Raw genomic sequence first — 19587 nt, forward strand, 5'->3', positions numbered from 1 at the left:
GCGGTGACCGATGACCGGAAACGCACGGTGACCGGACGTACCGGCGCGATCGCGCCGGTCCTTGTCCGGCATACGCGCCCATGCCGGGCCAAATCTCCACCCGGTGGTTAAAGGACGTGCCAAGGGCGGCTGATCGGCATTCCCAGCGTCCGGAAGCGACGTGCACACTACAGCCGTCGCGGGCCAGGAGCGTGCAACGCACAGCTACTCGCGCGGCCACCACCCGCACTGTCAGCACACGTTGTCCGTCCAGTTCCCGAGCTCACGTTGGAGTCGTCATCAACGACATAAGAAAGCCCCGTGCCACACGGGCCCGGATAGCGGTGGTCGCCGCGGCCTCGCTGGCCATGGTGTCCGGGTCGCTGATCCTCGCCGTGCCGTCGCAGGCCAGCGGGCCCGCGCCGGCCGCGAAGACGATCGCGGAAAGCCACCCCGACTGGGCCACCGCCGCGGCCGACCAGGGCGCGGTCCCCGCGTCCGCCGAGATCACCGGCACCGTCTACCTGGCGGGCCAGGACGCCGCGGGCCTGACCGCGTACGCGACGGCGGTCTCCGACCCCAGCAACGCCGCCTACGGCAAATTCCTCAGCCCCGCCGCGTACAAGGCGCGCTTCGGCGCCACGCAGGCGCAGGCCGACGCCGTCACCAAGTGGGCGAAGGACGCCGGTCTGAAGGTCGTGAGCACCACCGACCACGCGATCACCGTCAAGGGCACCAACGCGGCCGTCACCAAGGCGTTCGGCACCGCGATCCACCAGTACAAGGTGGACGGCGCGGTCCGGCACGCCCCCACGCACGACGTGGTGGTCCCCGCCTCGGTCTCCTCCGCGATCCTCGGCGTCACGGGCTTCACCACGCCCGGCAGCAATGTCGTGAAGCCGGACTCCCGCAAGGTCAGCGGCGACGCGACGGCCTCGGCGAAGGCCGCGAAGGGCGACAAGAAGCCCGACGCGGGCCTGCCGACCACCGCGACCTGCTCCGACTACTGGGGCCAGAAGCTGGCCAAGGGCGCGCCCGACGGATACGTCAAGGGCGCGGTGCCGTTCGACCAGTGCTCGTTCTACCCCTCGCAGATCCGCAAGGCGTACGGCATCACCGCCTCCGGCCTGACCGGCAAGGGCGCGACGATCGCGATCGTGGACGCGTACGGCAGCTCCACCATGGAGTCCGACGCCAACACCTACGCGACCAACCACGGTGACAAGGCGTTCAAGCCTGGCCAGTACCGCGAGGTCGTCGACCCGTCGCAGTGGACCAACCAGGACCTGTGCGGCGGCCCCGAGGGCTGGGCGCCCGAGGAGGCGCTCGACGTCGAGATGGCGCACGGCCTCGCGCCGGACGCCAACGTCGTCTACGTCGGCGCCAACTCGTGCGACGACAACGACCTGCTCGCCGCGATCACGAACATCGTCGACAACCACCTGGCCGATGTCGTCTCCAACTCGTGGGGCGAGATCATGCACACCACGGACGACGCCGATGTGACGAAGTCCGAGATCGCCGCCTACGAGCAGGTCTTCAAGCAGGCCGCCGTCGAGGGCATCGGCATCGGCTTCTCCGCCGGCGACTGCGGTGACAGCAGCCCGCTGGCCGCCGCGACCGGCGTCAACTGCCAGGCCGACACCTCCCGCGCCCAGGCCAACTGGCCGGACTCCGACCCGTGGGTGACCTCGGTCGGCGGCACCGCGCTCGGCCTGAGCAACAAGAGCGGCTCGTACGGCTTCGAGACCGACATGGGCACCCTGCGCTCCAACCTGTCGGCCGACGGCAAGAGCTGGACGCCCGCTCCCCCGGCGCCGTTCTACTTCGGCGGTGGCGGCGGCACCAGCGAGGACTTCGCGCAGCCCGCGTACCAGCGCGGTGTCGTGCCCAGCTCGCTGTCGCACACCCTGATGACGGGCGCCAAGAGCCGTACGGCCCAGCGCGTCACGCCCGACGTCTCGATGGTCGGCGACCTCTACACCTCGGTGCTCGTCGGCATCTCCGACGGCGCCGACTACAGCGAGGCCGGCTACGGCGGCACCAGCGTGTCGTCGCCCGAATTCGCCGCCGTCCAGGCCGACGCCATCCAGGCCAACCGGCACGCGATCGGCTTCGCCAACCCGTCGATCTACGCCCGCTCCTGGCTGTTCAAGGACGTCGTGGACCAGAACGCCGCCCACCACGCCAAGGCCCCGCTCAGCAACGTCGCGGACTTCGGCCTGGTGAACGGCACCCTCGCGGTCCGGCTCGCCGCCTTCGGCGAGGACACCTCGCTCAACGCGGTGCGCGGCTTCGACAACGCGACGGGCGTCGGCTCGCCGACCCTGTCGTACCTGCTCTCCTTCAAGATCTGGCACGAGCGCTGACGCTCACGCTCCCACCCGTACGACACCGGCCGGGGCCCGGTGGAGGACCTTCCTCCACCGGGCCCCGGCCCTGTCATCGGTCCTGCCGGGGGCGGGGGTGGAGGCGGGCGGCGAGGGCCGCCACGTCGTCCTCGGCGCGGGTGGCGTCGAGGCGGGTGAGGACTTCGTCCAGGACGTGCTGGACGGCGGCGGCCGGGGGGAGGCGGAGGCCGGCGAGGCGGGCGAGGGAGACGTCGATGTCCTCCTCGCGCCGCTCGACCAGGCCGTCGGTGAACATCACCAGGGTCTGGTCCGCGGTGATCGTGCGGGTGGTGAGTTCGTAGCCGCCGACGCCGGTGCCGAGCGGCGGGCCGACCGGCAGCCGCAGCAGTTCGCCTGAGCCGTCGGCGGAGAACAGCACCGGCGGCAGATGGCCCGCGCTGACCATCGCGACGCTGCCGCGCGCCGGATCGACGCGGACCAGCAAGCAGGTGGCGGGCCGGCGGGTGCCGTCCTCGGAGACGGCCGCGTCGAGCCGGCGCAGGACGCGGTGCGGCGGCAGGTCGGCGGAGGCGACGTACCGCAGCATCGAGCGGTAGGCGTTCATGTCGACGGCCGCGTCCAGGCCGTGGCCCATCACGTCGCCGATCACCAGCAGGGTGCGGCCGTAGCTGAGCCGTACCGTCTCGAACCAGTCGCCGCCGACGAGGCTGCCGCCGCCCGCGGGCAGGTAGCGGGTGGCGATGTCGAGGTTGGGGTGCGGGCGGCTCGGCTCGGCGAGCAGGGCGCGCTGGAGGTTGAGCGCGGTGCTGTGCGCGGCGGTGTGCTGCCGGGCGTGGCTGAGGTGGACGGCGGCGAGCCGGGCCGCGTAGTGCACGGCGGCGGTCTCGGCGGCGCTGAAGCCCGGCCGGCCGGAGCGTACGGCGAGCAGCGCCCCGTACAGCCGGCCGTGGGCGAGCAGCGGCATCGACATCGCGGTGCGCGGGTCGGCGCCCGCGGTGTCGGTGCGGGCGGTGATCGGATGGCCCTCGTCCAGCGCCTGGACGGACAGCGCCTGGACGCTGAGCGGGGTGCGCGGGGCCAGCAGGTCCGGGCGGCCCGCCGCGGCGATCCGGTCGAGCGTCATCTCCTGGGGGTGGTGGCGCGCGGGCACGTCCTCCGGCAGCAGGTCGACGGCCGCCGCGTCGCACACCCGGCGGCACAGGAAGCCGGTCAGCTCGGCGCAGGTCGTCTCCTCGTCCAGGGTGCTGCCGATCGCCTCGACGGCCTCCTCGGCCAGGCCGAACGGATCCCCGGGCGCGGGCCGTCCCCCGTCGTCACCGTGCCGCCCCACGCCGTGCCGCCTCAACGCGTCACCTCCGCCTTCCATCGACCGCCTTCCGTCGACGGCCTTCCATCGACGCACGCTCGGTGCCATCCCACCAGCTCAGGCGGGTGATCACCGCGAGGGCGCGGCGGGGACGACGGCTCGAACGCGCGAACGTACGGGGGCCACGGGGATCGCACGCGGGCGTCGTACGGACCTCATGCGGGCCTCGTACGGACCTCGTACGGGCGTCGTACGGGTCACGCGGGTGATCGAACCGTGCGCACGGTCGTAGTCGCGCGCGGTCCCGTGGAGATAGTTTTGGGGGGACGGTGTGCGTGGCGAGAACGCCGGAACGGCCTGTTGGGAGGCATGGGTTGACCCCGACGCAGTTGCGGGCCTTCACCGCGACCGTACGTCTCGGCTCGGTCAAGGCGGCGGCGGCCGACCTGTCCGTGTCCGAGGCCGCCGTGTCCATGCACATCGCGCACCTGCGCAAGGAGCTGGGCGACAAGCTCTTCACCCGGGCCGCCAGCGGCCTCGCCTTCACGCCGGGCGGGCTGCGGCTGGCCAGCCGCGCCGCCGAGATGCTGGGGCTCCAGGACCAGACGGTGCTGGAGGTCAGCCAGGCGGGCGCCGGGCGGCGGCTGCTGCGGGTGGCCGCGTCCAGCCTCTTCGCCGAGCACGCGGCGCCCGGCCTGATCGAGCTGTTCGCGAGCCGCGCGGACGATCTGAACGTCGAGCTGAGCGTGCACAATCCGCAGAGGTTCGGGGCGATGCTGGTCAGCCGTACGGTCGATGTCGCGATCGGGCCGCGGCCCGCGACCGTCGACGACTCGATGAGCTGCACGCCCTTCCTGAACTACCAGGTGATCGCGGTCGTCGGTACCGGGCACCCGCTGGCGACGGCGCGGGCCGGTGCCGCCGAGCTGCGCGAGCAGACCTGGCTGCTCGGGCCGTCCGCGGCCGGGCGGGTCGGCATGGTGCCCTCCGTGCTGCGGCGGCTGAACATCGCCGAGCGCGACCAGCGGATCTTCCAGAGCCACGCGGCGGCCGTGGAGGAGGCCAAGCACGGCAAGGGCGTGGCGCTCGTGGTGGCCTTCGCCGTCGCCAAGGACCTCGCGGCGGGCGATCTGCACCAGGTCACCGGGGCCTTCCAGCCGTCCCGCGGCTCCTGGCACCTGCTCACCCTGCCCGAGCGCGACGCCCCGCCCGCCGCGGCCGAGCTGCGCCGCTTCGTGACCACCCCGCGGGCGACGCAGGCGATGCTGCGCGGCGCGGGCGTCACGGCGGGCCGCTTCCGCCCCGCCGTGCACGTCACGCTCTGGTCCTGACCGCGGGGCCGGCGCCGATCGGGGCTCCGGGCGTGACGCGTGACCGGTCGTCGTCGCGGGGCCAGCCTTCGACGCGAGGGCGGACCTCATCGCGTGACCGGCCGTCGTCGCGGGGCCGGCCGTCGTCGCGGGGCCGGTCGTCGTCGCGGGGCCGGACCTGATCGCGGGGCCGGCCCGCGCGGCTCACGGCCTGCGGGCCCAGAACAGGGCGTGCCCGGTGTCCCCCTCGGGCACGAACTCCTCGCGTTCGACGGTGAGTCCCGACGCCTCGATCCATGAGCGGTTGGTGGCCGCGTCGGCCTGGCTCCACCACATCGGGGCGCCGCCGCCGAGCCAGTCGTCCTCCGTACCGGTCCACTCCCGGTGCCCCGTCGTCGCCACGAAGCAGCCGCCGGGACGCAGCCAGGCCGCGATGTTCCGCAGCAGGGGCGGCTGCTGCGCCAGCGGGATGTGGATCAGCGCGAAGAGGGAGACGACGGCGTCGAAGGAGGCGGGCCCGTACGAGACCGCCGTGATGTCGGCGCACCGGAATTCCGCGCCCGGCACCCGCTCCCGGGCCCTGCGGACCTGCACCTCGCTGATGTCGACGCCCGTGACCGCGAAACCGGCGGCCGTGAGCGTACGGGCGACCGGTACGCCGCTGCCGCAGCCGACGTCCAGGACGCGGCCGCCCGCCGCGACCCGGGCGCACAGTTCGGCGAGCAGCGCCTCGTACTTCGTGTCGGCGCCGTACGCCTCGTCGTAGCGTTCCGAGACGGCGTCGTAGCCGCGCCGGACGACGTTCTTGACATCGTCGGGGTCGTCGGGGGTGCCGGGTTCGGCCCGGGGATCGGTGAAGTCCACGGCCGGGACGCTAACCAGCCGTCGCCGCCGGGGCGAACGAATTACGCGGGCGCGGGCGGCGCGGGCCCGCCTCCGTGAGGGCGGCCGGCACCCGGAGGAGGGAGGCGAAGGTCGCGGCCGGGAGGAGGGCGTCGCAGAAGGGGAGCGCGGCGGCCATCGTGGAGGTGCGCGGCTCGAAACCGGCCGCCCCCGCGCGGGGGTTGAGCCAGACGACGCGGTACGCGCGGCGCCGCAGCCGGGCCATGGCGGCGGCCAGTTCCCGCGGCGGGTCGCCGTCCCAGCCGTCGGAGCCGATCACGACGACGGCGCCGCGCAGGGCGCCGCCGTGGTGCGAGGACAACAGCGTCCGCAGGCAGGTCGCGATCCGGGTGCCGCCGAAGCGGTCGGCGACGCGGGCCGACGCCAGGTCGATCGCCGCCTGCGCGGAACGCTGACCGATGACGGTGGTCAGCCGGGTCAGCGACGTGCCGAAGGCGAAGACCTCGGCGTCGGCGGTGAGGGCGAGGGCGCGCATCAGGTGGAGGTACGCGACGGCGTACGGGCGCATCGACTGGCTCACGTCGCACAGCACGACGACGCGACGCGGGCGGTACGCCGGGCCCTCCCGTACCAGCGTCACCGGCTCCCAGCCGGTGCGGCGGGCGCGGGCGACCGTCGCGCGCAGGGCGACGCGCGGGCCGCCGGGCCGGGCCTCGTGGCGGCGGGTACGGCGCACCGGCCAGTCCCGCAGGGCGGCTTCGAGGCGGCGGCCGAGGAGGGCGGTCTCCTCGGGGCCGAGCTGGTCGAAGGGGGTGTCCGCGAGGGCGGCCAGGGCGGTCGGGAGCCGGTCCGGCACGGTGAGGGGGTACGCGGCGGAGTGCTCGGCGTCCGCGACGGCCGGAGGTAGCGTCGCCCAGGGCAGGCCGCCGCCCTCGGTCTCGCCCTTCGCGGCGCCGGGCGCCCGGGCGTAGCCGTCCTCGCTGCCCGGCGCCGGGCCGCCGACGCCCGTACGGCGGGCGTGCGGGTCCACCGGGAGGACGGCGTCGCCGAACACCGCGTCGAAGACGGCGTCGAACGCCACCAGTTGGGACCGGTCCTTGACGAGGCAGACGCGGGCCGTCCAGTACAGCTCGGTCCGCCCGCGCGGCGGCCCCGCCTCCCACGCCCGTACGAGGTCCCGCACCGCCGTCAGCCCCACCGGCACCCCGTGCTCGCGCAGCCGCGCGGCCAGCCCCACCCCGAACGCGGCGCGGTCGGCTCCCGCCAGGACCACCGCCCGTCCGGCTCCCGCCGGGGTCACCGCACGATCAGCCACACCACCACTCCCACCACGACCAGCACCCCCACCACCAGCGGCACCACCCGCTTGTACACCGCCCCGCCGGCCAACCCGAGCAAATCCAAAGCTTCCGGCTCCGCCTGCTCCCCCACGCCCCCGGTGGCGCCCGCACTCACGCCGTGACCGGCCCCGTTCACAGCAGGCGAACCCGTGCCATCACCCACCGAACCGGCAGCAGGCCACGCCGCACCCGCCCCGCTAGGCGAGACCCCGGCGCCGGCCGCAGGCGAACCCTCGGCAGCCGAACCCCCGCCGCCGGAAACGCCGTTCACCGCAGGCGCACCCGAATCGACGCCCCCCGAACCAGCCGCAGGCGCTCCGGACGAACCCGCGGATCGTGAGGCGACATCCGCGGCCGCACCGGCGTCGCCGCCCGCCCGTGTCCCGCTGCCGGCCGCGTCGAGACCCGCACCGTCACGCGCACCGCCCGCCGCAGAGGAACCCTCAACCTCGGACCGCGCACGCACCTCGGCGGACGAACCCGCAGCCGCTCCCGCGTCGACCCCCGGGGAACCTGTCGCAGCGGCCGCCTCCGGCCCCACCGACCCCGCACCGCCAGCCGCACCGTTCACCGCGGACGCGGCCCCCGAAGCACCGGCCGCAGGCCGCACCGCGCCCGCTCCATCGGGAGAAGCCCCGGCACCGCCGCCCGCCGAACCGGCCACAGGCCGCACCGCACCGCCGGGCGAAGCCCCGGCATCAACGCCCGCCGCAGGCGCACCCGAGTCCCCACTCACCGAACCGGCCGCAGGCCGCACCGCACCCGCCGCCGCAGGCGCGGACCCCGCACCCACCCCGCCGGGCGAAGCCCCGGCGCCAACGCCCGCCGCAGGCGCACCCGAGCCCTCACTCACCGAGCCGGGCGCAGCCCCACCCTCACTCACCGAGCCGGGCGCAGCCCCACCCTCACTCACCGAGCCGGGCGCAGCCCCCACATCAGTCGGCGAGCCCGCCGCAGGCGAGGTGTGGAGCTGGGCCTCCAGGTTGTGGACGAACTGCGTCAGCAGCTTCTCGGAGATCTCCTTGATCATGCCCGCCCCGAATTGGGCGAGTTTGCCGCTGATGGTGAGGTCGGTATGGACGGTGACGGCGGTGCCGTCGGGAGTGTCCGGGCGGAGGCGGAGATCGATGGTGGCGGAGGCGTTGCCGCCGCCGCGGGTGTCCTTGCCCGCGGCGGCGACGACGGCGTGCCGGCCCGCGTCGTCCTTCTCCGTGAAGCGGGCCGTGCCCGTGAACTGGCTGATGACAGGCCCGACCTTGACCTTCACGCGCCCGCGGTGGACGTCGCCCTCGATACCGGTCAGCTGGGCCCCCGGCATGCAGGGCGCGAGCCCTTCGAGGTCGGTGAGCGCCTCCCAGGCGCGGTCCACGGGCACACCGACCCGGAATTCGTTGTCGATCTTCATGACTTCCTCGCTTCTTCGGAGGCGGGGGCCGCCGCCGGGACCAGTACGTCGAGCGCCCCGCTGACGGCGACCCGGTCGTCCGGGCTCTTGGCGATCGTGCTGAGCGTGCGCAGGACGTCCTCCCGGACCAGCCGGGTGACGCCGAGCGCGGTGAGAGCGGCGACCCAGTCGATGGCCTCGGCCATGCCCGGCGCCTTGTCGAGGTCGAGTTCCCGCACCCGGCCGACGAATTGCGCGGCGGAGCCGATGAGCGGCGCGGCCGCGCCCGGCACCGACCGCCGCAGGATCTCGGCGGCGCGCTCGGGCGCCGGGAAGTCGATCCAGTGGTAGAGGCAGCGCCGCCGCAACGCGTCGTGCAGCTCGCGGCTGCGGTTGGAGGTGAGGACGACCAGCGGCGGCGTCACGGCGGTGAAGGTGCCCAGCTCCGGCACGGTGATCGCGGCCTCGCCGAGGAATTCCAGCAGCAGTGCCTCGAACTCGTCGTCGGCCCGGTCGATCTCGTCGATCAACAGCACCGGCGGCAGCGGCCCTTCGTGCCGTACGGCCCGCAACAGCGGCCGGTCCTGGAGGAATTCGGCGGTGAACAGATCCGCGTCGGCCAACTGCCGCCCGCGCGCCTCGGTGAGCCGGATGGCCAGCAACTGCCGCTGGTAGTTCCACTCGTAGAGCGCTTCCGCGGCGGTCAGCCCCTCGTAGCACTGCAACCGGATCAAGGGGGTGCCGAGCGCCTGGGCGAGCGCCTTGGCCGTACTGGTCTTGCCGACGCCCGGCTCGCCCTCGATGAGCAGCGGGCGGCGCAGCACGCACGCGAGGTAGAGGGCGGTGGCGGTGCCGTCGTCGACGAGGTGGCCGACGGTGTCGAGCCGGGCGCGTACGTCGTCGGAATGGGTGAAGAGGCCGTCGCCGAGGGGAGGCGGCGGCCCGTCGAGGTCGCCGGACACGGCTCAGACCACCTGCCCTTCCGCGTGCTGCGCCGCGTAGGTGTCCCGGCAGTGCGCGCAGCAGAACCACACGTCGGCGCCGCCGACCGTCAGCCGCGGGGTGTCCGGCATGACGGTCACCGTCATGCCGCACACCGGGTCCTTGGCCTCGGCGGGAAGCGCGGAAGGCCCGCCCGGTACGGTCACGGCCGGCCGCGCCCGTACCGTCTCGATCAGCTCCGCGAGGATCGACAGCGCGACCTCCGGCGCCGTGCGGGCGCCGATGTCGAGCCCGGCCGGGGTGCTGATCCGCGCCTTCTCGCCCTCGTCCAGGCCGAGTTCGTCGAGGACGGCGGCGCCCCTGCGGCGGCTGGCGACCAGCGCGATCCGGTCCACGCCCGCGTCGAGCGCGGCCCGGATCGACGCGTTCTCGTCGCGCCCGTGCCCGGCGACCACCACCGCCGCGGTGCCGTCGGGCAGCGAACCGCCGGGCAGCGTACGGGAGACGGCCCAGCCGAGGACGCCGGCGAGCGCGACGACGGCCTCGGCGACGGGGGTGCGCCCGACGACCTCGACCAGCGGCGGCGGCAGCACCGGTTCGAGGAAGATCTCCAACGCCCCTCCCGACAGGCAGGTGTTGACCACGACCTGGGCGCCCGGCGCCTCCGGGAAGTCCTGCTCGCCCTCCGGCAGCACCCGCAGCAGCAGCGGCCCGCCGTCCCGCAGCACGCCGAGCGCCGCGGTGCGCACCGAGCCCTCGGCGCACACCCCGCCGACGAAGCCGTCGATCGTGCCGTCGCCGTGCACGATCGCCTCGTCACCGGCGCGCGCCGACGCGGGCGCCTGGGCGCGTACGACCCGGGCGTGCACGAACGGCACCCGCCGTACGGCCAGTTCACGCGCCCGTTCGTCGACGGACCCGCCCACGGCCTCGTCCACCGTCACCGTTACCGTCACTCCCTCTCCTCGTACGTCCTCGCGCTTCTCTGAAAGCGTCGCCGGGAAGCATCAGATCGGCGGCGTCGGCCGCCCCTGCATCGCCTCCCACACCCGGGACGGGGTGAGCGGCATGTCGGCGTGCCGGATGCCGAACGGCTTCAGCGCGTCCACCACGGCGTTGACGATCGCGGGCGGCGAGCCGACCGTCGCGGACTCGCCGACGCCCTTGGCGCCGATCGGGTGGTGCGGCGACGGTGTGACGGTGAACCCCGTTTCCCAGTCCGGGACTTCGAGCGCCGTCGGGATCAGGTAGTCCATCAGCGAGCCGCCGAGGCAGTTGCCGTCCTCGTCGAAGGAGATCATCTCCATCAGGGCCATGCCGACGCCGTCGGTGAGCCCGCCGTGCACCTGGCCCTCGATGATCATCGGGTTGATGCGGGTGCCGCAGTCGTCCACGGCCACGAACCGCCGCACGGTCACCTTCGCCGTGCCGGGGTCGATGTCCACGACGCAGATGTACGCGCCGTGCGGATACGTCAGATTCTCCGGGTTGTAGCAGATCTGCGCCTCGAGGCCCCCCTCGACGCCGTCCGGCAGGTCGCCGGCGCCGTGCGCGCGCATCGCGATGTCCTGGATGGTGACGGACGCCGACGGGTCGCCCTTGACGTGGAAGGCGCCCTTGGTCCACTCCAGGTCGGCGACCGACACCTCCAGCATCGCGGAGGCGATCAGCCGCGCCTTGTCGCGGACCTTGCGCGCCACGAGGGCCGCCGCCGCGCCGGACACCGGGGTCGAGCGGCTGCCGTACGTGCCGAGGCCGAACGGCGTCTGGTCGGTGTCGCCGTGCACGACCTCGATGTCCTGCGGCGGGATGCCGATCTCCTCGGCGACGATCTGCGCGAAGGTCGTCTCGTGGCCCTGCCCCTGGGTCTGCACCGACAGCCGCACGACGGCCTTCCCCGTGGGGTGGACGCGCAGTTCGCAGCCGTCGGCCATGCCCAGGCCCAGGATGTCCATGTCCTTGCGCGGCCCGGCGCCGACCGCCTCGGTGAAGAACGAGATGCCGATGCCCATGAGTTCGCCGCGCGCCCTCTTCTCCGCCTGCTCGGCGCGCAGTTGGTCGTATCCGGCCAGCTCCATCGACAGCCGCATCGTCGGCTCGTAGTTCCCCGAGTCGTACGTCCAGCCGGTCTTGGTCGCGTACGGGAACTGCTCGGGCCTGATGAAGTTCTTCAGCCGCAGCGCCGCCGGGTCCATTTTCAGCTCGTACGCCAGGCAGTCCACGATCCGCTCGACGAGGTAGACGGCCTCGGTGATGCGGAAGGAGCAGGCGTACGCGACGCCGCCCGGCGCCTTGTTGGTGTAGACGGCCGTCATCTTGCAGTAGGCGGCCTCGATGTCGTAGCTGCCGGTGAAGACGCCGAAGAAGCCCGCCGGGTACTTCACGGGCGCGGCCGTGCCGTTGAACGCGCCGTGGTCGGCCAGCACATGGGTGCGGATGGCCAGGATGCGGCCGTCGGAGGTCGCCGCGATCTCGCCGCGCATGATGTAGTCGCGGGCGAACCCGGTGCTGATCAGGTTCTCGGAGCGGTCCTCCATCCACTTCACCGGTTTGCCGGTGAGCAGCGAACCGACGATCGCGCACACGTAACCGGGGTAGATCGGCACCTTGTTGCCGAAGCCGCCGCCGATGTCGGGCGCGATGACGCGGATCTTGTGCTCGGGCAGGCCGGCGACGATCGCGTAGAGGGTGCGGTGCGCGTGCGGCGCCTGCGTGGTGGACCACAGCGTCAGCTTGCCGTCGATGTCGTCGTAGTCGGCGACCGCGCCGCAGGTCTCCATCGGCGCCGGGTGCACCCGCGGATAGACGATGTCCTCGCTGACCACCACATCCGCGCGGGCGAAGACGGCGTCGGTGGCCGCCGCGTCGCCGGTCTCCCAGTCGAAGCAGTGGTTGTCGGCCTTGCCCTCCAAGTCGTCCCGGATCACCGGGGCTTCGGGCGCGAGCGCGGTCCGCACGTCCACCACCGGGTCCAGCGGCTCGTAGTCGACGTCGATCAACTCCAGGGCGTCGCGCGCCGCGTAGCGGTCCTCGGCGACGACGAAGGCGACCTCCTGGCCCTGGAAGCGGACCTTGTCGGTGGCGAGCACGGCCTGCACGTCGTTGGAGAGGGTCGGCATCCACGCCAGGCCCTTCTCGGCGAGCATCGCGCCGGTCACCACGAGCCGCACCTTGGGGTGCGCCTCGGCCAGGCTGGTGTCGACCGACAGGATGCGGGCGTGCGCCATCGGCGAGCGCAGGATAGCCAGATGGAGCATGCCGGGGAGCTGCACGTCGTCCACGTAGCGCCCGCGCCCGCGTACGAACCGCGGGTCCTCCTTGCGGAGCATGCGGCCGTGGCCGACCGGCTTGTGGTCGTTGTCCTCGAAGGCGGTGACGCGGCTGTCGTCGTGGACGCGTTCTGGTGTGGTGGTCATGACGCGCTCCCGCCGGCCGGTACGGACTCGGCCTCCGCCGTCACAGCCCCGTAATCGGCATCGGCATCGTCATCGTCATCGGCGGCCAGCGTCGTGCGCGTACCGGCCTCCTCGGCCGCCGCCCACTGGATCGACCGCACGATCGTCGCGTAGCCGGTGCAGCGGCAGATCTGGCCGGAGATCGCCTCGCGGATCTCGCCCGCCGACGGGTCCGGATTGCGGTCGAGCAGCGCCCGCGCCGTCATCATCATGCCGGGGGTGCAGAAGCCGCACTGCAAGCCGTGGCACTCCATGAACCCGCGCTGCACGGGGTCGAGTTCGCCGCCGCGCGCCAGGCCCTCGACAGTGGTGACGTCGTGCCCGCCCGCCATCGCGGCCAGCACCGTACAGGACTTGACGGGTTCGCCGTCCAGCCAGACCACGCACGTACCGCAGTTGCTGGTGTCGCACCCCCAGTGGGTGCCGGTCAGGGCGAGGTGGTCGCGCAGGAAGTGGACGAGCAGCAGCCGTCCCTCGATCTCCCGGGTGACCTCTTCGCCGTTGACGGTCATGGTGACCTGCATGATCACGCTCCCTGTCGGTGCTGCTCGCGGATACGGGCGACGGATTCGCGCAGCACGCGTACGGTCAGCTCCTTGGCCAGGTGCCGCTTGTACTCGGCGCTGCCCCTGCGGTCGGTGACCGGGTCGGCCGCGTTCGCGGCGATCGCGCCGGCCCGCGCGTACAGCTCCTCGGACGGCGCGTGGCCGCGCATCGCGTCCGCGATGCCGGGGATGCCCGCGGTGTTGGGGCCGACCGCGGCCAGGCCGACGCGCGCGTCGGCGACCGTGCCGTCCTCGGCCAGCCAGACCGCGGCGCCCGCCGAGACCACCGCCCAGTCCCCGGCCCGCCGTTCGACCTTCTCGTACGCGCTCGACCCGTTCGGCCGGATCGGGAAGCGCACCTCGGTGAGGATCTCCGCGTCGCCGACGGCCGTTTCGTACGGGCCGCGGTGGAACTCCTCCATGGACACGACGCGTTCGCCGTCCAGGCCGCGGATCACGCACTGCGCGTCGAGCGTCGTGCACACCGCCGACAGGTCCTCGGACGGGTCCGCCTGGCACAGCGAGCCGCCGAGGGTGCCGCGGTTGCGGACCACGGGGTCGGCGATGACGCGCTCGGCGTCGCGGAAGATCGGGAAGGCGTCGGCCAGCGCCCGCGACTCCAGCAGTTCGCGGTGCCGGGTCATCGCGCCGATCCTTATCGTCCGCGGTTCCTCGGTGATGTACCCCAGTTCCTCGTGAAGGTCGTTGATGTCGATCAGATACTCGAAATTGGCCAGCCTGAGCTTCATCATCGGGATGAGGCTGTGACCGCCGGCCACCAGCCGCGCCGTGTCGCCCAGCCGGTCCAGCAACCCGATCGCCTGGTCGACACTGCTCACGCGCTGGTACTCGAACGGCGCGGGAACCTGCATGCGTGACTCCCTGTTCTCGGCGCGTTCCACGCTTTCCACGTGGGTCGTCGCGCACATTGGGCGCCCGCGCCGCGGGGATGTCAACAGCGAATTAAGCGAGTGCTTAACTCATGCTCCGGGGCTGCCGCGCCGACTTAAGCAAAGGGTTAAGCAGCCGTTGACACGCAGGTCACCGCGTTCGCATCCTCACGGCAACGGCCCTGGGTGTTCTGGAGAGGAGCACGCGTGCGGGACATCGCGGAGGGCATCGCCGCCTGGCAGGCGGCCGGGACGCGCTACGCCGTCGCCACCGTCGTCGGCACCTGGAAGTCGGCGCCGCGGCAGCCCGGCGCGGCCATGGCCGTCGCCGAGAACGGCGACGTCATCGGCAGCGTCTCCGGCGGCTGCGTCGAGGGCGCGGTCTACGAGGCCGCCACCGAGGTCATCGCCACCGGCGCCCCCGTCCTCACCACGTACGGCGTCAGCGACGACGACGCCTTCCAGGCCGGGCTGACCTGCGGCGGCATCATCGACATCTACGTCCGCCCGGCCGGCCCCGGGCACTTCCCGCTGCTGCCCGGCGTGCTCGACGCGGTCGCCGCCGGACGGCCGGTCGCCGTCGCCTCCCTGCTGTCCGGGCCGCCGGGCCCCGGCGAAACCCCGCTCGCCGAGCACGATCTCGTCGTCACACCGGAGACCGTCGCCGGCACCCTCGGCGACGCCCGGCTCGACGCGGGCCTGGTCGAGCGGGCCCGCGGCATGCTCGCCCGCGGCGCGACCGGGACGGTACGGGTCGGCGCCGAGGGCGAGCAGCGCGGGGACGACGTGGCGGTCTTCGTGCAGTCCTTCGCGCCGCCGCCGCGGATGCTGGTCTTCGGGGCGATCGACTTCGCCGGGGCCGTCGCCCGGATGGGCAAATTCCTCGGCTACCACGTGACCGTCTGCGACGCCCGGCCCGTCTTCGCCACCCGCAAGCGGTTCCCCGACGCCGACGAGCTGGTGGTGTCCTGGCCGCACCGCTTCCTCGACCGCACGGCCGTCGACGAGAACACGGTGATCTGTGTGCTCACGCACGACCCGAAGTTCGACGTGCCGCTGCTGGAGCGGGCGCTGCGCACTCCGGCGCGGTACGTCGGTGCCATGGGGAGTCGCCGCACCCATGAGGATCGCCTGCGGCGGCTGCGGGAACTCGGGGTGCCCGAGTCCTCGCTGGCGCGGCTCGCCTCGCCGATAGGGCTTGATCTCGGGGCCCGGACCCCGGAGGAGACCGCTGTCGCGATCATGGCCGAGGTCATTGCTCTCGCCTGGGGCGGCACCGGCCGCCGCCTCCTCAACGCTCCCCCGGGCCCCATCCACCATTGAGGACGGAGTCCTCACCCTCTGCGGAGGAGGGGTGCCCCTTTTAGGGGCGCGGGGACGCGGCGCTGCGCCGGCGGAAGTGGGTGCCCGACAGGGGCGCGGGGAACTGCGCGAGCAACCCGCCACCGGCCCGGTGGTCGCGAAACAAACAGCGTCTGCCCCGCTGGGGGCGGTTTTTTGTCTGAAGGCGCGCTGCGGCTGGGCGCGCAGTTCCCCGCGCCCCTAAAGGCGCATCCCTTCTCCGCAGCCCCTGAAGGGGCACCCTCCTCCGCAGAGGCGCGGGTACAGGGGGCGCGGCCCTGATCGGGCACCCTCCCTCCGAAGGAGATCAGGCTTCCCCCAGGTGTTCCGCTACGCGGAACAGGGCGGGGAGGGCGGCGCGGACGGCGGATCGGTCACCCTCTTCCAGGGAAGCGAGAGCCGCGGACATGCGGCGCTCGTGGACGCGGGTCCAGGCGTCGAGCCGGGAGCGCCCGGCGGGGGTGAGGGTCACGACGGAGGCCCGGCGGTCGGCCGGATCGGTGGCCCGGGCGACAAGCCCGGCAGCGATCATCGGCCCGATGAGCCCACTGACCGTACTCGCGGCAAGCCCGCGCCGAGCGGCCAGATCACCGACCCGTACGGGCGAATGCTCACCGAGCACCTGGAGCAGCTCGGCCTGCGCCATGGGCAGCGCCTCGGCGGAGTCGTCGCCGGCGGCGGCACGCAGCGCCCGCCGCAGCCGCGTGACGGCATCGGTGAGCAGCCGCGCGTCCACGGCGTTGCCGAGCGGGCCGAGCGGGCGCGGCGGGGAAACCGCAGGGTGGTGCGGGGACATATGCCGAGCCTAGAGCGTGCGATGTCACGCCCGGGCTTCCCATGGACTCCCGGATACGGGGCAGGCGCCCCCAAAAGGGCGAGAGCGGCGACGGTGGCTCTTCACATCATCGCCACCCGGACGACGGAAACTTCGGTGTCCGATGTAATCTCGTCCGAGTCCGCCGGCCCCGGCCGGACCGTACGGCGAGAGTGATCCTTTCATGCTGCTGGCGTACCTCACCGGTCCCGCAGAAGGTGCCCGGCACCCGGGACGGGTCCTGCCCGCAGCGGCCTGCCGTACGCCGGAGGCGCGCCGATGACGTCCACGACGCGCAACGCGTCCCGCGTCACGCGCCCGGACGACGACGAGAGCGAACCGTCGCGAGCCGGCGGCTCGACCCGTACGGACGTCACCCCCGCCGCGCCGAAGACCGCCGGGACCAGCGCGGCGACCGGGACCACCGGGACCGCGGAAGCGACCGAAGCCGCCGGGGCGACCCCCGAGGCCGTCCCCGCCGCGCCGCGCCGCCGCCTCGGCCCGCTGCTGCCCGCGCGGCTGCGCCGGCTGGGCAGGCCGCACCTGCTGGTCGAGCTGATCTTCAGCGTCGTCCTGTACAAGACGTACTCGCTGACCCGCCGCGCCGCCCCCGAGCACCACGAGGCGGCGCTGCACCGGGCCACGGACATCCTGAACATCGAGCGGACGCTGCACGTCGACATCGAGCTGACGATCAACCACGCGCTCGACAAGGTCACCTGGCTGATCGTCGGCATGAACTACTACTACGCGACGCTGCACTTCATCGTGACGCTCGGCGTGCTGATCTGGCTCTACGCCCGGCACCCCGCCAGCTACCGCAGCGCCCGCACCGCGCTGTACGCGGCGACCTTCCTGGCCCTGATCGGCTTCACCTTCTTCGCGCTGGCGCCGCCGCGCCTGATGGAGGGCCAGAACTTCATCGACACCGTGGTCACCCACCACACCTGGGGCTCGTGGGACAGCAAGGACGTGTCGTCGCTGTCCAACCAGTACGCGGCGATGCCGTCCGTGCACATCGTGTGGTCCGCCTGGAGCGGTCTGACGGTCGCGGCGCTGGCCCGCCGCACCTGGGTACGGGTGCTGGGCATCCTCTACCCGTTCTTCACCTTCACCGTCATCCTCGCCACCGGCAACCACTTCCTCGCGGACGCGGTGGCCGGCGCGGTCACCCTGTCCCTGGGCTTCCTGATCCAGCGGCTGCTGCTCGGCCGCCCGGCCTACGTCTACCCGGCCCCCGACCCGCTCCCCGCGGGCGCCGCCGCCCCGGGCCCGCACCCGGCCCGCGTACGGACCGGCGACCGGGCCGACCGCTGAGGGCCGGCGGTCAGCCGCTGAGGACGGACCGCAGGTCGGCGCGGCTGCGGGCCAGCACCTCGCCGTAGTCGGCGCCGTCCTCCCGTACCCAGCGTTCGTTCGCGAGGCGGGCGATGGCCATGGCGGCGTCGGCGGCCAGCCGCGCGGTCCTGGCGTCGTGGCCGCGGCCGACGAGCGCGTCGCTCATCGTCCCGGCCAGTGACGCGATCTTGACCAGTTCCCGTTCCTGGAGCGGCGGGTTGGCGGCGATGACGGCCGCCCGTTCGCGCAGGAAGTCCCGGGGGCGGAAGATCCCGGCGGCGGCGGTGAGCGCGGCCATGAGGGTGTCGAGCGGCGGCGTGCCGTCGGGCACGGCTCCGATCGCGGTCAGATAGCACTCCCGGAGCTGCTCGCCGCCCCCGAACAGCACTTCGCGCTTGTCGCTGAACCACCGGTAGAAGGACCGCTCGGTCAGATTCGCGCGCCGGGCGATCTGCGCGGCGGTCGACGCGCTCGGCGGGGCGCTGGCCGGCAGCGGAAAGCCGCTGGTCGTCACCTCGGGGACCTTCACCATGGCCGCGGGGCGCGAGAGCGTCGAGACGGACCCGGCCGACACCGGCTCGCTCGCCCACTTCCGTATCCCCGGCGAGCGGGCCTGCCTGTCCTTCGCGGAGCACGGCGTGCGCGCGTCCGTGGTCCGGCTGGCGCCGACCGTGCACGGGCCCGGCGACATCGGCTTCGTCCCGATGATGGTCCAGGCGGCGCGTACGGCGGGCTTCTCCGGTTACGTCGGCGACGGCGTGAACCGCTGGCCCGCCGTCCACCGCGCGGACGCCGCCGTCCTCTTCCGCCTCGCCCTCGAACACGCCCCCACGGGCAGCGCCCTGCACGGTGTGGCCGAGAATCTCACCCTGAAGTCGATAGCGGAGAAGATCGCGGAAAAGCTCGCCCTGCCGGTCCGCTCCCTCGGCCCCGAGGAGGCCGTCGCGCACTTCGGCAGCCCGTTCTTCGCCACCGCGTACGCCACCGACGCCCCCGCCTCCGGCCGCCTCACCCGCGACCTCCTGGACTGGAGCCCGCGCCACCCGACGCTCCTCCAGGACCTCGACGAGGGCGACTACTTCGACGCGCCCACCGGCGCCACGGCCGACCGCTGGGCCTGAGGGGCCCGCGCCTGCTTACAAGAGGTCGTCCGTACGGGAGAGCGGGGCGTGCAGCGCCGCGCGCAGGGCGGTCACCGTGGCCGGGGGCAGGCCGAAACGGGCGCGGCGCAGCGTCGGGGCGTGGGTCGCGATCAGGTCGAGGTCGCGGAGCTGGCGGCGGACCTCCTCGGCGAGCGCCTCCTCCGGGTCGTCCGCGTACGCGTCGCGCTCGGCGCCGTCCCACGCGTCCGCCGCCTCCACCGCGCGGCCGCCCGCCCGTACGGCGAAGTCCGCGCAGCCGTGCAGATACGTCTCGGCCGCCGCGATCACGGCCGCCGCCGCATTTTCGTCGGCGTCGTCGGGGCCGTCCTGGCCGAGGTTGTGGAAGTAGTCGCTCAAGTAGTGGGTCCCGAGGGCCCGTTTGACGTCCGTGAAGGCCGCGGTGTCGCCGAGGGCGCCGGCCCACACCGCGTCCAGCAGAGGGCGCGTTCCCACGGTGAAGGGGCGCCGTTCGGCGGGCGGCAGCGCTTCGTGCGCCCGCAGCAGCCGTTCGGCGACCCCGGCCGCGAAGACCGCGCGCTCGCCCTCGGAGGCGGCGGCGAGCCGGGCGGCGACCGATGCGTCCAGTTCCTTCCACACGTGCATCACG

The 19587-nt window shown here is 73.4% G+C and carries 17 protein-coding genes; 5 read left to right on the forward strand and 12 right to left on the reverse strand.

The genetic code is table 11. From position 1 onward, the window contains the following. Positions 1 to 323: 323 nt before the first annotated feature. Positions 324 to 2348, forward strand: a complete 2025-nt coding sequence (locus BM076_RS03370) for a S53 family peptidase (protein WP_177246308.1) — start codon at positions 324 to 326, stop codon at positions 2346 to 2348. Positions 2349 to 2421: 73 nt separating this feature from the next. Here BM076_RS03370 and BM076_RS03375 read toward each other — a convergent pair whose 3' ends face one another. Continuing rightward, positions 2422 to 3696 carry a PP2C family protein-serine/threonine phosphatase gene (locus BM076_RS03375; RefSeq protein ID WP_093711830.1) on the reverse strand — a complete coding sequence of 425 codons (1275 nt, stop codon included), beginning with the start codon at positions 3694 to 3696 and terminating at the stop codon, positions 2422 to 2424. Positions 3697 to 4010: 314 nt separating this feature from the next. On the opposite strand from BM076_RS03375, the gene BM076_RS03380 reads away from it, so the two are divergent. Then, entirely contained in the window at positions 4011 to 4967 is a 957-nt protein-coding gene (locus tag BM076_RS03380) for a LysR family transcriptional regulator (RefSeq protein ID WP_093711831.1), read from the forward strand. Between the two features lie 183 nt (positions 4968 to 5150). On the opposite strand, the gene BM076_RS03385 is transcribed toward BM076_RS03380, so the two are convergent. The 8 genes from BM076_RS03385 to BM076_RS03420 are packed head-to-tail and all read right to left on the reverse strand — an operon-like array spanning position 5151 to position 14327. After that, positions 5151 to 5810 carry a class I SAM-dependent methyltransferase gene (locus BM076_RS03385; protein ID WP_093711832.1) on the reverse strand — a complete coding sequence of 220 codons (660 nt, stop codon included), beginning with the start codon at positions 5808 to 5810 and terminating at the stop codon, positions 5151 to 5153. A gap of 10 nt (positions 5811 to 5820) precedes the next feature. Then, a complete protein-coding gene (locus tag BM076_RS03390; RefSeq protein ID WP_265737078.1) occupies positions 5821 to 7104 on the reverse strand; it encodes a vWA domain-containing protein in 1284 nt (427 codons plus the stop codon). After that, positions 7086 to 8534, reverse strand: a complete 1449-nt coding sequence (locus BM076_RS37030; protein WP_107416924.1) for an SRPBCC family protein — start codon at positions 8532 to 8534, stop codon at positions 7086 to 7088. Before BM076_RS37030 ends, BM076_RS03390 begins: the two co-directional genes overlap by 19 nt. Next, on the reverse strand, positions 8531 to 9475 hold the full coding sequence (locus BM076_RS03400; protein ID WP_093711834.1) for an AAA family ATPase: 945 nt from the start codon (positions 9473 to 9475) through the stop codon (positions 8531 to 8533). The genes BM076_RS37030 and BM076_RS03400 overlap by 4 nt, the downstream gene beginning before the upstream one ends. Before the next feature lie 3 nt (positions 9476 to 9478). Beyond that, positions 9479 to 10411 (reverse strand): XdhC family protein, encoded by a 933-nt coding sequence (locus BM076_RS03405; protein ID WP_245795696.1) that lies wholly within the window; start codon positions 10409 to 10411, stop codon positions 9479 to 9481. 51 nt (positions 10412 to 10462) lie between these two features. Then, positions 10463 to 12871 carry an aerobic carbon-monoxide dehydrogenase large subunit gene (locus BM076_RS03410; protein ID WP_093711835.1) on the reverse strand — a complete coding sequence of 803 codons (2409 nt, stop codon included), beginning with the start codon at positions 12869 to 12871 and terminating at the stop codon, positions 10463 to 10465. Beyond that, a complete protein-coding gene (locus tag BM076_RS03415) occupies positions 12868 to 13434 on the reverse strand; it encodes a (2Fe-2S)-binding protein (RefSeq protein ID WP_093711836.1) in 567 nt (188 codons plus the stop codon). The genes BM076_RS03410 and BM076_RS03415 overlap by 4 nt, the downstream gene beginning before the upstream one ends. 2 nt (positions 13435 to 13436) lie before the next feature. Next, positions 13437 to 14327, reverse strand: a complete 891-nt coding sequence (locus BM076_RS03420) for an FAD binding domain-containing protein (protein WP_093711837.1) — start codon at positions 14325 to 14327, stop codon at positions 13437 to 13439. A gap of 225 nt (positions 14328 to 14552) precedes the next feature. Here BM076_RS03420 and BM076_RS03425 point away from each other — a divergent pair, with 225 nt between their 5' ends. Next, the gene (locus BM076_RS03425; RefSeq protein ID WP_093711838.1) at positions 14553 to 15668 is read left to right on the forward strand and encodes an XdhC family protein; all 1116 of its coding nucleotides are present in this window, start codon (positions 14553 to 14555) and stop codon (positions 15666 to 15668) included. 325 nt (positions 15669 to 15993) lie between these two features. Here BM076_RS03425 and BM076_RS03430 read toward each other — a convergent pair whose 3' ends face one another. After that, a complete protein-coding gene (locus BM076_RS03430) occupies positions 15994 to 16482 on the reverse strand; it encodes a MarR family winged helix-turn-helix transcriptional regulator (protein ID WP_093711839.1) in 489 nt (162 codons plus the stop codon). A gap of 297 nt (positions 16483 to 16779) precedes the next feature. On the opposite strand from BM076_RS03430, the gene BM076_RS03435 reads away from it, so the two are divergent. After that, on the forward strand, positions 16780 to 17817 hold the full coding sequence (locus BM076_RS03435) for a phosphatase PAP2 family protein (RefSeq protein WP_093711840.1): 1038 nt from the start codon (positions 16780 to 16782) through the stop codon (positions 17815 to 17817). Between the two features lie 10 nt (positions 17818 to 17827). On the opposite strand, the gene BM076_RS35540 is transcribed toward BM076_RS03435, so the two are convergent. Beyond that, positions 17828 to 18352, reverse strand: a complete 525-nt coding sequence (locus BM076_RS35540; protein WP_245795697.1) for a TetR/AcrR family transcriptional regulator — start codon at positions 18350 to 18352, stop codon at positions 17828 to 17830. Positions 18353 to 18368: 16 nt separating this feature from the next. On the opposite strand from BM076_RS35540, the gene BM076_RS03440 reads away from it, so the two are divergent. After that, positions 18369 to 18959, forward strand: coding sequence for a Rossmann-fold NAD(P)-binding domain-containing protein (locus tag BM076_RS03440; RefSeq protein WP_177246309.1), 591 nt, complete (start codon positions 18369 to 18371; stop codon positions 18957 to 18959). A 15-nt stretch (positions 18960 to 18974) separates the two neighbouring features. Here the strand turns inward: BM076_RS03440 and BM076_RS03445 are convergent, their stop codons facing one another. After that, positions 18975 to 19586, reverse strand: a complete 612-nt coding sequence (locus BM076_RS03445; RefSeq protein ID WP_143120514.1) for a hypothetical protein — start codon at positions 19584 to 19586, stop codon at positions 18975 to 18977. Between the last annotated feature and the right edge of the window lies 1 nt (position 19587).

The sequence above is a fragment of the Actinacidiphila alni genome, assembly GCF_900112845.1.
GTDB classification, from domain to species: Bacteria; Actinomycetota; Actinomycetes; order Streptomycetales; family Streptomycetaceae; genus Actinacidiphila; species Actinacidiphila alni.